Source organism: Streptomyces tricolor, from assembly GCF_002155905.1.
Lineage (GTDB): Bacteria > Actinomycetota > Actinomycetes > Streptomycetales > Streptomycetaceae > Streptomyces > Streptomyces tricolor.
This window is the reverse complement of sequence record NZ_MUMF01000400.1, coordinates 189-12714: the sequence shown is the minus strand read 5'-3', so window position 1 is coordinate 12714 and position 12526 is coordinate 189. Positions and strand designations below refer to the sequence as shown.

The following is a 12526-nucleotide window of genomic DNA, read 5'->3' as shown; positions in this document are numbered from 1 at the left end:
GACGCGATCGCCTGCTCCCTGGAAAACCCCGAGTCCTGCGAGGCCTGCCAGTAATGACCACCCGACCCCAGAACCTGCTCGACCCCGGCTTCGAGTTGACTCTCCGTCCCATGCGCTACCCCGACTTCTACGAGCGCTACCGGGACGCCATCAAGAACACCTGGACCGTCGAGGAGGTCGACCTCCACTCCGACGTCGCCGACCTCGCCAAACTCACCCCCGAAGAACAGCACCTCATCGGCCGGCTGGTCGCCTTCTTCGCCACCGGCGACTCCATCGTCGCCAACAACCTCGTACTCACCCTCTACAAGCACATCAACTCCCCCGAAGCCCGCCTCTACCTCAGCCGGCAGCTGTTCGAGGAAGCCGTCCACGTCCAGTTCTACCTGACCCTCCTGGACACCTACCTCCCCGACCCCGACGACCGCGCCGCCGCCTTCGCCGCCGTGGAGAACATCCCCTCCATCCGCGAGAAGGCCGAGTTCTGCTTCAAGTGGATCAACGAGGTCGAGAAGATCGACCGCCTGGAGACCAAGGCGGACCGCCGCCGCTTCCTGCTCAACCTCATCTGCTTCGCCGCCTGCATCGAAGGACTCTTCTTCTACGGCGCCTTCGCCTACGTCTACTGGTTCCGCAGCCGCGGCCTCCTGCACGGCCTCGCCACCGGCACCAACTGGGTCTTCCGCGACGAGACCATGCACATGAGCTTCGCCTTCGACGTCGTCGACACCGTCCGCAAGGAAGAACCCGACCTCTTCGACGACCAGCTCCAGCAGCAGGTCACCGACATGCTCCGCGAAGCCGTCGAAGCGGAACTCCAATTCGCCCGCGACCTGTGCGGCGACGGACTGCCCGGCATGAACACCGACTCCATGCGCCAGTACCTCGAATGCGTCGCCGACCAGCGCCTCACCCGCCTCGGCTTCGCCCCCGTCCACGGGAGCGAGAACCCCTTCTCCTTCATGGAGCTCCAGGGCGTTCAGGAACTGACGAACTTCTTCGAGCGCCGCCCGTCGGCGTACCAGGTCGCCGTGGAAGGCACCGTCGACCTGGACGAGGACTTCTGATCGTTCCTCTCTCCGCGGGCCTCCTGGGCCTCCCTGATCTGCCGGTCGATGCGCCTGTCGCGCAGGACGCCGAGCACGGAGGGGAGGACCAGGAGGATCAGGATCCCGAGGGTCGTGAGCATTCCGATCAGGCCTTCGATCTGGTTTCCGTTCATGGACACCACTGTCGTCCCGGAGACTCCTTACCGGGAGTGGCAGCACTGCCGTAGACCCTCGAATTACTGCCACTGGCGAGGCACACTGGCAGCATGCTGAAGAACGTGGCCGCCGTGCTGCTGGACGGGGTGCATCCCTTCGAGCTGGGTGTCGTGTGCGAGGTGTTCGGCATCGACCGCAGCGACGACGGGCTGCCGGTGTACGACTTCGCCGTGGTGTCGGCGGAGGGGCCCGAGCTGGGCACCCACTGCGGGTTCACCGTGTCCACGCCGTACGGCCTGGACCGGCTGGACGAGGCCGATCTGATCGCCGTACCGGCCGGTGAGACCTATGCGCAGCGGGAGTATCCCGAGGAGCTGCTGGCGGCGCTGCGGCGGGCCGTGGACCGGGGCACGCGGGTGCTCAGCGTCTGCTCCGGGGTGTTCGTGCTGGCCGCGGCGGGGCTGCTGGACGGGCGGCGGTGTGCGGTGCACTGGCACCACGCCGAGCAGCTCGCCCGGCGCTATCCCCGGCTCACGGTCGAGCCGGACGTGCTGTACGTGGACGAGGACCCGGTGATCACCTCCGCCGGCACCGCCGCCGGGATCGACGCCTGTCTGCACCTGGTGCGCAAGGAGCAGGGTCCGGAGGTGGCCAACAAGATCGCCCGCCGGATGGTGGTGCCGCCGCACCGGGACGGCGGGCAGGCGCAGTTCATCGAGCGGCCTCTGCCGAAGGCACCCTGCGACACGGTCGGGGAGGTGCTGGCGTGGATGGAGGCTCACCTCGACCAGGAGGTCACGGTCGAGCAGCTCGCCGCCCGCGCCCACATGGCGCCGCGCACCTTCGCCCGGCGCTTCCAGCAGGAGACGGGGACCACGCCCTACCGGTGGATTCTGCGTCAACGCGTGCTGCTGGCGCAGGAGTTGCTGGAGGGCACGGACGAGACCATGGACGCCATCGCCTGGCGCACCGGGTTCGGTACGGCCGCCGCGCTGCGGCATCAGTTCGTCCGGGCGCTGGGGACGACCCCGCACGCCTACCGGCGCGCGTTCCGGGGCCCGCAGGCCGCCTGAACGCGCGCCGGCGCCGGGCCTACCAGGGCATCGCCCGTAGCAGCAGGTTCTGTGGGCGCAGCGTGATGCCCACACGGGTGGTGTCGTCGGACCCGCCGACCTGCTCGAAGCGGTACTTCGCCGAGATCGCCGCGGTGATCAGGCTGAGCTGGGTCATGGAGAAGTGGTCACTGGGGCACTTGCGGTTGCCCACGCTGAACGGGCTCATGGCGTACTTCGGTACCTCCTTGGCCCGTTCGGGCAGCCAGCGGTCGGGGTCGAAGTCGAGGTGGCGGGCGTAGGAGCGGCCGTCGCGCTGGATGGCGTACGGGCTGTAGACGATGTCCGCCCCGGCCGGAATGCGATAGTCCCCGAGTGTCGTGTCGGTCACCGCGCGCCGCGTCAATATCCATACGGCGGGCCTGAGCCGCATGGCCTCGACGACCACATTGTTGGTGTGCGTGAGTGAGCGGACGTGCTCGAATCCGACCGGTCGGCCGCCCGTCACCGATTCGACCTCGGTCCGTACCTTCTCCGCGTGTTCCGGATGTTCGGCGAGCACCTGCAGCAGCCACATGATCGTGGACGCGACTGTTTCGCTGCCGGGGGTGAGTATCGCGACGACCTGGTCGTGGATCTCCTGTTCCCCGATGGGGTCGCCATTGTCGTCCTTCGCCTCCAGCAATGCCGTCAGCAAATCGTTCGGCTTTTGACCAGATGCCCTCCGCTCGGCGACGATCTCGTCCACCAGCAGATGCAAATCGGCCAATGCCCGGTTGAATTCGCGGTTGGCCGGGAACGGCAGCCGGTAGAGCGGTCCGAGCGGGATCACCATCCTGCGGTACATACCACGGAAGACGGTGGCGAGGTCGACGCTGAGCCGCTCCGCGCGCTCGTCCATGTAGTCGCCGCGCAGCAGGCAGCGGGCGGCGATGCGGACGGCGACCCGGAAGGACTCGGAGGTGCAGTCGATGGTCTCGCCGGGCCGCCAGCGCTCGGTCAGCGCGTGCGCCTCCTCCTCCATGACCGGGCCGTAGCCCGGTATCGCGTCGAGCCGGAACGCGGGCTGTATGGTGCGCCGCTGCCGGCGGTGCCGGGGGCCGTTCGCGGTGGCCACGCCCTCCTTGCCGAGCAGGCCTTCGAGGGACTCCCACAGCGGGCCGTCGATCTTGAAGTCGGGGCTGAGGGCCAGTGCTCCGGTGAGCGCCGGCGTGGTGACGGCGTACACCGTCTTGGGGCCGAGCCTCAGGCGTACGACGTCTCCGTGCTCGCGCAGCCCGGACATGAAGGCGAGCGGGTCGCGGACCAGTCTCAGGCCGTGGCCGAGGACCGGTACGGCGCCTCCGGCCAGCGGTGGTTCGCGCAGTGCGGACGCCGCGGGGACCCCCGGGGTCCCGGGGGTGTGGGGCTTCACCGACTCGACGGTCATTTCTCACCTGCCGCTTCGTTCGTGACGTACGGGGGCGTGGACCGGTCGTCCCAGCTGTCGACCATGTACCGGCCGGACTCGTGGTGGAACCAGTAGACGGAGCTGAACCAGTTGCGCATGTTGCCGACGCAGGAGTGGACGGCGGCGCTCAATTCCGCGCCGCGGACCGTTCCGTCGTCGAGGCTGCGGGCGAACCCGAGGGCTTTCTGCTCGGCGTCGAGGAATTCGCTGATGCATTCCTCGACGCGCCGCCTGATTTCGTCCACCGCTTCTTCGAGGGTCAGCCCCCCATGGGTGATGAGGCTGATTCCGAGATTGTGCACCTCGTCGCCCGCGATTTCCTTCGGCAGCGAGCAGAGGTCGTTGTACCAGGCGGCGAATTCCTGGCTGAGCAGCGCCGCCCGGCGGTAGGCCGGGTTTTTCCGTACGTGGTCCGGCAGTTCACATCCGGCACTGGGTTCCAGCAGGTCCGTCCATATCCAGTGGGCGAAGGTGAGACGGCGCAGGGCGAGGTACTCGTCGACGCCGGGTATGTATCCCTCGGTGCGGTTGCGGAATTCACGGTCGTAGGCCTCGATCACCGCGTGGAAGTGCCGGGCGAACCGCTGGTTCCAGGTGGCCGGCAGGAAGCCGTACAGCCGCAGCACGCTGTCCGCGAAGCCCGCCACCAACGGGTCGGGGTGGTGCAGGTGGTGTCTGGGTGCGTCGAGAGCCGTGTGCAGGCGGTACCGCAGCCGCCGCCAGTCGCCCGCCCGGCCGTGCACGATGTCGCGGTCGTGGCGGTCGTCCCAGACGAAGAACCAGGCGCTGTAGTCGGCTATGGCCTGCAGGACCTCGTCGGGGGCGCCGGTGTAGTAGCCCGCCATGAGGTCCGTGTAGCACAGTCCATCGGCATATTCCCGCACCTTGTCCGCCGGCATGAGCCGTTTTTCCAGGAGCCAGCAGCGGGTCTTCTCCTGGAGTCGTGGCCAATACGGATGCAGTTGCCGGGGAAAGGCGGACTCGATCACCGGGAGTGCCAGTGAGGGTGGTACTACGAGCGCCGTCGGCGTCGCTGTGGTGCTGCGTGGGAAAGCTTGCACGAACAAACCCCTCTCAGCCGCCAGGAGCGCACACCCCTCCCGTTGTGCCGGGCGTGCGCCGTTGCGTATCCCGCACTTCCATTCAGCACCACAACTGACCGCCGTGGGAACGGATTTGCTCCACTCACTACCCCAAGGTGCCGAGAATCCCCCCTTGCGTGACTGGTTAAGGATCACTAGGAGGGCAGAAGGGATCGGTTGTACGACGGCCGCGCGCACGAACAGCGGTGACACGAAGGCGCCCCGGCCAGGAAGGATCCCGGCCGGGGCGCCCCGAAGTCCGCAGCGCCGGTCAGTCGTTGGCGACCACGGGGTAGCGCGGCTCGTTCTCGGCCATCTGCCGCAGGGCGTCCTTGCGGTCCCGCTTCGACAGCCGGTCGATGTACAGGTAGCCGTAGAGGTGGTCCGTCTCGTGCTGCAAACAGCGTGCGAAGTACCCGGTGCCCCGCACCTTGATCGGGTTGCCCCGCTCGTCCTGGCCGGTCACCTCGGCGTAGTCGGGACGCGCGAGCGGCGCGTACGCCGTGGGGACGGACAGGCAGCCCTCGTTGCTGTCGTCCAGCCGGCGCCGCTCGGCGGGCAGGTCGACCAGCTTCGGGTTGCACACCACGCCGACGTGCCGGACGCCCTCGTCGTCCTGGCAGTCGTAGACGAAGACCTTCAGGTCGACACCGATCTGGTTGGCGGCCAGGCCCACGCCCTCGGCGGTGCGCTGGCTGGCGAACATGTCGGCGACCAGCTGCTGCAGTTCCTCACCGAACTCGGTGACGTCCTTGCACTCCTTGTGCAGCACCGGGTTGCCGACGACCGTGATCGGCCGCGAGGTGCCACGCTCCCGCCAGGCCGTCTCGCGCTCCTCGCAGTCCTCCGTGTCGATGACGTAGCCCTCGTCGTCGACGGGGAGCACGCCCGCGTGCTGCTGATCGGTGTCCTGCTGCGCCATGACCGACGTACGCCTTCCTCGAAGTACGGGGGAGAGATGTTGCTGATACAGGGTACGGCGCCCGGTCAGCAGACCTCTTCCAGATCGCGCCAGTCCCGCGAGTCCGGACTGTCCGCGACCCACCCGTCCAGCAGCCCCCGGACCAGCGAGGCCGGCGCGGCCACCCCGCACTCCCGCTCGGGCACCCACAGCTGCCCGTCCGTGCGATGCCCCAGCGGCCCCGGGTGACCGGGCTCACTGTGGTCGTGCGGGTCGAGGTGCACCCCCTCGCCCTCGTCGGACGGCATCCGGGACTCGCTGCACATCCGGCACAGCAGCCGCACCGAGGACGACCAGTCCTCCGCGGCGAACCCCGCGTCGGCGGCCAGCTGCTCCAGCGCGTCCCGGTCGGCCTCGGTGGCCGCCTCCAGCAGGACCACCCAGGTGGGGACGGGCGACGGCGCCCACAGCTCGATCTCGTCGAAGACCGGGTAGGAGTGGCCGGTGGACGTGGTGCGTTCCCCGTGCGGGACGCCGTCGTGCAGCACGACCTCGCCCCAGCGTCGCCCGGACGAGGGAAGCGGGATGGACAGCACCTCCAGCCGGGCCGGGTCCAGCCTGCGGCCCCAGACCACCTCGGCCTCGCCCTCCGGGGAGAGCCGTACGGCCGCACTGCCCAGCTCCATGCCGACCGGCTCCGCGGCGGAGGCGCCCCCGGGCACCTTCAGCCCGTACGCCTGCCAGGCGCGGCGGGCCAGCGGCCAGTCCTGCAGGGCGGTCGCGGCGATGCCGACGTTCCACCAGTCGGGCGCCCCGGTCTCCCGGTCGAGCAGGGCGACCGCGCGCAGTCCGGCCGCGCGGGCCTGCTCCCAGTCGTGCCGGAACTTGTGCAGCAGGGCGAGGTTGAACCAGGACTCCGACAGCCAGGGTTCCAGATCGGCGGCGCGTGTCAGCAGCTCGCCCGCGTCCTCGTACCGGCCGTCGCCGATGAGTGTGAACGCGCGGTCGGTGGCCTGCCGCCAGGAGGCGGAGGGCCGGTGCCGTCCCTTGCCGAAGATCCTCACGATTCCCGCCTGCCAGTTCCAGTTCCGCACAGTGGGCTGGCTTGTGCCCCCGGACACCCTCTCCCTCGCATCCAACCACGTGCGGCGGGAAAGGCGCTCATTACCCATGGGTTACCCAGCCGGGCACGGGGTCAGACAGTCCCGTTCGTCTCCCGCCGCCCGGTGCGGGGGCGGTTCCGCGCCAGCCCCGGGGCCGGGCCAGTACCCGGGCGAGCGACTCCACCACCTCGGGGGCGTAGCTCCCGGCGCTGCCGAGCCGCAGCTCCTCCAGTGCGCGCAGGGGGCCTTCGGGGCCGGCGTCCCGGGCCTTCTCCTCGTAGGCGTTCACGGCCCGGACGATCCGGGCGGCGAGCGGCTGTTCCGGGTAGGGGTCGGCCTGCCGCTCCACGACGACGGCGACGGCCGGATCGACGCCGGTCTGCCGGACGACGGCCCCGCCGAGCAGGGCGATGCGCCGCTGCTCCGCGGCGGGCAGCCCGGAGGTGGCGCCGCCCGGGACCGGGTCGACCAGGCTGAGCTGGCCGATGTCGTGCATCAGGGCCGCGTACTCCAGGACGGTCAGTTCCGGCCCGGTCAGGCCCAGGTCCCGGCCGACGGCCTGGCTGAGCGCGGCGACCCGGTGGGCGTGCCCGGCGGGGGTGCAGCCGGCGATCTCGGTGGCGCGGGCCAGGGAGGCGATGGTCTGCCGGTAGGTGGCGCGGACGGCCGCGTACCGGCGCAGGGAGAGCTGGACGAGCAGCATGGGCAGGCAGAACACGGGCAGCGCCCACAGGCCGACGACGGCGACGGCGAGCGCCATCACCGCGCCGGTCGCGCAGACGGCGGAGCCGATGCCGAGCAGTCCGCGCAGCTCCTCGCGCAGCAGCGGGCCGAACGGCCAGCGGGTGCGGCAGTGGGCGAGCGCGGCGGCCAGGACGGCGCCGCACAGGGAGGTGAGGGCGAGCAGGGTGAGCAGCAGGAGGGCGTAGGCGGGGCCGCTCCAGAGGGCGAAGACACCCTGGTTGTAGAGGGGTTGGAAGCAGACGGCGGCGAAGCCGACGGTGAGGACGCGGCGGGCCAGGTGGTCGGCGGTGGGGCTGTGGCCGGACCAGATGTGCGGGACGGCACCGAGCACGGTGGCGACCAGGACCACGGTGACGACCTGGGCGGCGTCGTGCTGGCTGGGCCGCCCGTCGTCGGCGCCCAGCAGGGCGTAGGCCAGGGAGCAGGCGGCGCCGAGCGGCGCGGCCTGCCGTCGCCCCTCGGCGTCGCTCCACCGGGTCAGTTCACCGGCGGTGACGAGCACGCCGAAGGCGAGCGCGACGCCCCGGTCGTGCAGGCCGGTCCACAGGGTGACCGTGAGGCAGGCGGCGGAGACGAGGGCGGCGGCGCTGTGGATGAGCCGCAGGACGGTCATCGGGGCACCCCGGTGCGGGCGGTCCGCTGCACGGGCGGGGTGTCGCGGGCGGGTTCCTCGGCGGTGACCGTGGGGTGCCAGCCGTAGCGGCGCAGGGCGCGTACGAGCGCGCCGACCATGCGCGGGTCGAAGTGGGCGCCGGCGCAGCGCTCCAGCTCGGCGACGGCGGCCTCGACCGGGCGGGCCCGGCTGTAGCAGCGGGTGGAGGTCATGGCGTCGAAGGCGTCGGCCACGGCGACGATCCGGGCGCACTCGGGGATGCGGTCCCCGGCCAGGCCGTACGGGTAGCCGCTGCCGTCGAGCCGTTCGTGGTGGTGGAGGATGGCGGCGCGGGCCTCGCCGAGGAAGGAGATGCCGCGGACCATCTCGTGGCCGTACTCGGGGTGCAGCTCGATGATCCGCCGCTCCTCGGGGGTGAGCGGGCCGTTCTTGCGCAGCAGCCGGGTGGGGACGCCCAGTTTGCCGACGTCGTGCAGGATGCCGGCGAAGCGCAGCATCTCCACGCGCTCGTCGTCCATGCCGAGTTCGCGGGCGATCAGCACGGAGGCCTGTCCGACGCGTTCGCTGTGGCCGCGGGTGTAGCCGTCCTTGATGTCGACGGCCTGCACGAGGGCGCGGATGGTGGCCTGGTGGGCCGCGCGTTCGCGGTGGTACTGGGCGAAGACCCACCAGGAGACGCACATCGGCAGCAGGACGAGGAGGGCGGCGACCGGGCCGTAGGGGCTGCGCCACAGCACGGCCATCATCAGGCCGGCGAGTCCGTGCACCGCGACGGGGGCGAGGGAGCGGGCCAGCAGCCCGCGCCAGGCCCGCCGCGGCGGCACCGGTCCGGCCGCCGCGCGCAGCCCGCCGTCGAGCGCGGTGAGCACCGTGCAGAAGGCGAGCACGGCCGCGCCGGCGGGCAGCAGGGCGTACGGGAAGTCGGAGCCGGCGACGGCGTCCCGGCCGCCGAGCGCCCCGTGCACCCGGGCGGCGGCCCACACGGCGAGCGCGGGCTGCGCGGCCCGCCAGACCCGCCGGAGCAGGGCGGGCCGGTGCTCGACCGGGGAGAGCAGGGCGGCGGGCACCGCGACGAGCGCGGCGGCCGAGGGGGGCAGCAGGAACGCGCCGGCGAGCAGGACGGGGTAGAAGGGGCCGCCGAACCGGCGGCGTACGGCGTGCTCGCAGGCCGCGTAGAGCGCGGCGAGCAGGCCCAGGGCCCGCCAGGAGGTGTCCTCGGCGGGCGCGGGCAGCAGGCAGAGCACGGCCGGCACGGCGACGGCGGCCACATAGCCGCGTGCCCTCGCCGGTACCGCGTCCATCACGACCCTCCCCGACCGCGCCTGTACAGGCTCGGAGCGTAGGGCGGGGATCGGGGGGTGCGCGGTCTATGACCTGAGGATTAGCACGTTCGGGTGATAGGTCCCGTCGCGTGCTCCCGCGGGGTCAGGACTCCTGGGGTGCCGCCGGGGCCTTGGTCACGTCGTGCTCCGGCACGGTCTGCCCGGAGCGGATCAGCTCGATCCGCCCCATGACCTTGGCCCGCAGGTCGGCGGGCACGTCGTCATGCCCGCAGCACCGCTTCACCAGCTTCTTCACGGCCTGTTCCAGGCCGTACTTCTCCAGGCACGGCGAGCATTCCTCGAAGTGGTGCTGGAACTTGTCGCGGTCGACGTCCGGCATCTCGCTGTCGAGGAACTCGTACAGGTGGTCGAGGACCTCACTGCAGTCCGTCTCGTGCGGCTCTCCGCAGCTCATGAGCCCGAGCCTTTCGCTTCGTTCGACTCTCCGGCGCCGGCCGGGACCAGCCCGCGCTCACGGGCGTAGTCCTCCAGCATGCCGCGCAGCTGGCGGCGGCCCCGGTGCAGCCGGGACATCACCGTACCGATGGGTGTCCCCATGATGTCCGCGATCTCCTTGTAGGCAAAGCCCTCGACGTCCGCGAGGTAGACGGCGATGCGGAACTCCTCGGGGATCGCCTGCAGTGCTTCCTTCACGTCCGAGTCGGGCAGGTGGTCGAGCGCCTGCGACTCGGCGGAGCGCAGACCCGTCGACATGTGCGACTCGGCGCGGGCGAGCTGCCAGTCCTCGATCTCCTCCGCGGCGGAGCGCTGCGGCTCGCGCTGCTTCTTGCGGTAGGAGTTGATGAAGGTGTTGGTGAGGATGCGGTACAGCCACGCCTTGAGGTTGGTGCCCTCGCGGAACTGGTGGAAGGACGCGTACGCCTTGGCGTAGGTCTCCTGCACCAGGTCCTCGGCGTCGGCCGGGTTGCGCGTCATGCGCAGCGCGGCCGAGTACATCTGGTCGAGGAATTCGAGCGCGTCCCGCTCGAAGCGCGCGCTGCGCTCCGCGGTCGTCTCACCGGACGCGTCCGCGCTGGCGCCCTGGCCCTCGGGCAGCTCCGCCTGGCCGTTGTCGGTCCCTGCGTCGGTCCCAGTGACCGGACCCACCTCCTCAAGATCCTGGGCGGGACCGAAACCGGTCCCACTCGTTTCGGAGGATAGAACACGACCCGTGCCTGCCGCCGCTCGAATAGGAGCGGTCTTGGCCGCGTGCAGCACCGTCCAGTCCAGGTCGGCGCGGCTGCTGCGGGAATCGGGAGAGGCCGCGCGCAGCGCGTCGCCGGAAGGGCGGTGGTGGGCGACGGGCGGGCAGATGGTCGAACCCATGCGGCGGACTTCCTCTCCTACGACGTCGGTGCCGAGGCCTTCAGCACTTCTGACGCCCTCAACAGCGGTCCGCCGGACAACATTCCCGGGTCACCCGAGTGACGCGACCCACTCCCGTACCGCGCCGGTGAGGATCTCCAGCGCCCGTTCCTGGGTGATCTCCGCGCGCTTGGGCACGGCGAAGCCGTGATCGCCGTACGGCACCTCGACCAGGTCGTAGGCGCCCTGCGGGAACTCCGCCGGCCTGCCGAACGGGTCGTTGCCGCCCTGCACGACCAGGGTGGGCACACCGGCGCCCAGCAGCTCCCCGGCGCGGGACTTCTCCGGCTTGCCCGGCGGGTGCAGCGGGAAGCTCAGGGCGAGCACGGCGTGCGCGCCCAGCTCGGCCGCCGTGCGGCAGGCCACCCGGGCGCCCGCGCTGCGGCCGGCGGAGATCACCGGCAGGCCGGGCCCGGCGAGCGCGGGCCACACCCCGCGCCATCCGGTGTCCAGGGTCTTCGGCGCGGGCGCGACCTTCTTGCCGGCCACCCGCCAGGGCTGCTCGACCAGGGCGACGGTGACGCCGTGCGCGGGCAGCGCGGCGGCCAGCGCCTGGAGGTCGCGTGCCTCGATGCCACCGCCCGCGCCATGGCTCGCGGCGAGCACGAGCCGCGCCCGCTTCGCCTCGTGCCAGGTGATCCGGGCGTCCCCGGCCTCCGTCTCGACGATCTCGCTCATGTCAGAAGGGTGTCGGAAGGGAGAGTGTCAGAAGAGTGTGCCCTCTTCCGGCGCCTCCAGCTCCTTCAGCAGCTCCGGGCCGTTGTTGCGGACGTTGCTGACGGCGGTGGCGACCGGGTAGGCGCGCATCAGGCCGGCCGGGGGCGGGGCGAGCAGGCCGCGGAGGTCGTCGGGGTCGGTGCGGGCGGGGTCGAGCCAGGCGTCCCAGCGGTCCGGGGTGAGCATCAGCGGCATCCGGGGGTGGATCTCGGCGAGCGAGTGCGGGCCCTCGGCGGGGGCGACCGCCAGCGGTGTCCGCTCCGCCTCCGTGGTGATCACCGAGCAGGTGACCCACCAGGCCTGGGGGTGGTCGTCGGGCAGGGTGCGGTCGCGCCAGAACTCGTACAGGCCGGCCATGGCGAACACCGAGCCGTCGGCGGGCAGCACGAAGTACGGCTGCTTGCGGGGCCGCTTCTTCTTGCCCTCCACCTCCAGCTCGCGCTCCTGCGTGCCGGTGACCCACTCGTAGTAGCCGTCGGCGGGCAGGATGCAGCGGCGGGCGGCGAAGGCGCGCCGGTAGGCGGGCTTCTCGTGCACGGTCTCCGCGCGGGCGTTGATCATCCGGGCGCCGCCCTCGGGGGTCTTGGCCCAGGACGGGACCAGGCCCCACTTCAGCTTGCGCAGCTGGCGAACCGGACGCGGGGAGTCCGCGTCTTTCAGGGGGCGGTCCAGGACGGCGTAGACCTCCTTGGTCGGCGCCACGTTGTAGTCCGGCTCCAGGGTCTCCTCGGGTTCCCACTTCTCGATCTCGAAGATCCCCGCGAGATCCTCGGGCCTACGACTGGATGCATACCGTCCGCACATACGTGCCACACTGCCAGACTCGGTACGACCACAGGAGCCACCTGAAGATTATGGACAGCCTCGCCGCCACCGCGCTGCCCGACCTCTGGGACCGGCTCACCGGGACCCAGCCCGACCCCGATCTGTGGGTGGTGCTGGCCACCCTGGCCGCGGCGCTCGCCGTGGTCG

Annotated in this window: 12 protein-coding genes and 1 pseudogene; 3 read left to right on the top strand and 10 right to left on the bottom strand. The window is 71.1% G+C overall.

Annotated elements, in window-relative coordinates; genetic code table 11:
• Positions 1–53: 53 nt before the first annotated feature.
• Both CCN44_RS26845 and CCN44_RS47465 read left to right on the top strand, forming a co-directional pair.
• Entirely contained in the window at positions 54–1067 is a 1014-nt protein-coding gene (locus tag CCN44_RS26845; RefSeq protein WP_059249051.1) for a ribonucleotide-diphosphate reductase subunit beta, read from the top strand.
• 248 nt (positions 1068–1315) lie between these two features.
• Positions 1316–2278 (top strand): GlxA family transcriptional regulator, encoded by a 963-nt coding sequence (locus tag CCN44_RS47465; protein ID WP_059252531.1) that lies wholly within the window; start codon positions 1316–1318, stop codon positions 2276–2278.
• Between the two features lie 19 nt (positions 2279–2297).
• Here CCN44_RS47465 and CCN44_RS26835 read toward each other — a convergent pair whose 3' ends face one another.
• The 10 genes from CCN44_RS26835 to CCN44_RS26790 form a co-directional block, all read right to left on the bottom strand.
• Positions 2298–3686, bottom strand: a complete 1389-nt coding sequence (locus CCN44_RS26835) for a bifunctional albaflavenone monooxygenase/terpene synthase (protein ID WP_086700264.1) — start codon at positions 3684–3686, stop codon at positions 2298–2300.
• Positions 3683–4768, bottom strand: a complete 1086-nt coding sequence (gene cyc1 / locus CCN44_RS26830) for an epi-isozizaene synthase (RefSeq protein ID WP_086700267.1) — start codon at positions 4766–4768, stop codon at positions 3683–3685. Before cyc1 ends, CCN44_RS26835 begins: the two co-directional genes overlap by 4 nt.
• Positions 4769–5060: 292 nt before the next feature.
• Positions 5061–5711: a peptide deformylase gene (gene def, locus CCN44_RS26825; RefSeq protein ID WP_059252528.1), complete on the bottom strand. Its 651-nt coding sequence runs from the start codon at positions 5709–5711 to the stop codon at positions 5061–5063.
• A gap of 65 nt (positions 5712–5776) precedes the next feature.
• Entirely contained in the window at positions 5777–6754 is a 978-nt protein-coding gene (locus tag CCN44_RS26820; protein ID WP_059255226.1) for a tetratricopeptide repeat protein, read from the bottom strand.
• 100 nt (positions 6755–6854) lie between these two features.
• Positions 6855–8150 (bottom strand): HD-GYP domain-containing protein, encoded by a 1296-nt coding sequence (locus CCN44_RS26815; RefSeq protein WP_086700261.1) that lies wholly within the window; start codon positions 8148–8150, stop codon positions 6855–6857.
• Positions 8147–9451, bottom strand: a complete 1305-nt coding sequence (locus CCN44_RS26810; protein ID WP_086700259.1) for an HD-GYP domain-containing protein — start codon at positions 9449–9451, stop codon at positions 8147–8149. The genes CCN44_RS26815 and CCN44_RS26810 overlap by 4 nt, the downstream gene beginning before the upstream one ends.
• 124 nt (positions 9452–9575) lie before the next feature.
• On the bottom strand, positions 9576–9887 hold the full coding sequence (rsrA, locus tag CCN44_RS26805) for a mycothiol system anti-sigma-R factor (protein WP_059252525.1): 312 nt from the start codon (positions 9885–9887) through the stop codon (positions 9576–9578).
• Entirely contained in the window at positions 9884–10579 is a 696-nt protein-coding gene (gene sigR / locus CCN44_RS26800) for an RNA polymerase sigma factor SigR (RefSeq protein ID WP_059252524.1), read from the bottom strand. Before sigR ends, rsrA begins: the two co-directional genes overlap by 4 nt.
• Positions 10580–10888: 309 nt before the next feature.
• Positions 10889–11515, bottom strand: a complete 627-nt coding sequence (locus tag CCN44_RS26795; RefSeq protein ID WP_059252523.1) for an alpha/beta hydrolase family protein — start codon at positions 11513–11515, stop codon at positions 10889–10891.
• 27 nt (positions 11516–11542) lie between these two features.
• Positions 11543–12358: an SOS response-associated peptidase gene (locus CCN44_RS26790; protein WP_086700256.1), complete on the bottom strand. Its 816-nt coding sequence runs from the start codon at positions 12356–12358 to the stop codon at positions 11543–11545.
• 50 nt (positions 12359–12408) lie between these two features.
• On the opposite strand from CCN44_RS26790, the pseudogene CCN44_RS46525 reads away from it, so the two are divergent.
• A pseudogene (locus tag CCN44_RS46525) lies at positions 12409–12526 on the top strand (M50 family metallopeptidase); the annotation flags it as partial.

What these genes read in the sequence shown, in the direction of transcription:
- CCN44_RS47465 (WP_059252531.1), top strand. Translation starts at nt 1,316, where the DNA reads ATGCTGAAGAACGTGGCCGCCGTGCTGCTGGACGGGGTGCATCCCTTC.
- rsrA (WP_059252525.1), bottom strand. Translation starts at nt 9,887, where the DNA reads ATGAGCTGCGGAGAGCCGCACGAGACGGACTGCAGTGAGGTCCTCGAC.
- CCN44_RS26835 (WP_086700264.1), bottom strand. Translation starts at nt 3,686, where the DNA reads ATGACCGTCGAGTCGGTGAAGCCCCACACCCCCGGGACCCCGGGGGTC.
- CCN44_RS26815 (WP_086700261.1), bottom strand. Translation starts at nt 8,150, where the DNA reads ATGACCGTCCTGCGGCTCATCCACAGCGCCGCCGCCCTCGTCTCCGCC.
- CCN44_RS26790 (WP_086700256.1), bottom strand. Translation starts at nt 12,358, where the DNA reads ATGTGCGGACGGTATGCATCCAGTCGTAGGCCCGAGGATCTCGCGGGG.
- CCN44_RS26845 (WP_059249051.1), top strand. Translation starts at nt 54, where the DNA reads ATGACCACCCGACCCCAGAACCTGCTCGACCCCGGCTTCGAGTTGACT.
- CCN44_RS26795 (WP_059252523.1), bottom strand. Translation starts at nt 11,515, where the DNA reads ATGAGCGAGATCGTCGAGACGGAGGCCGGGGACGCCCGGATCACCTGG.
- def (WP_059252528.1), bottom strand. Translation starts at nt 5,711, where the DNA reads ATGGCGCAGCAGGACACCGATCAGCAGCACGCGGGCGTGCTCCCCGTC.
- CCN44_RS26810 (WP_086700259.1), bottom strand. Translation starts at nt 9,451, where the DNA reads ATGGACGCGGTACCGGCGAGGGCACGCGGCTATGTGGCCGCCGTCGCC.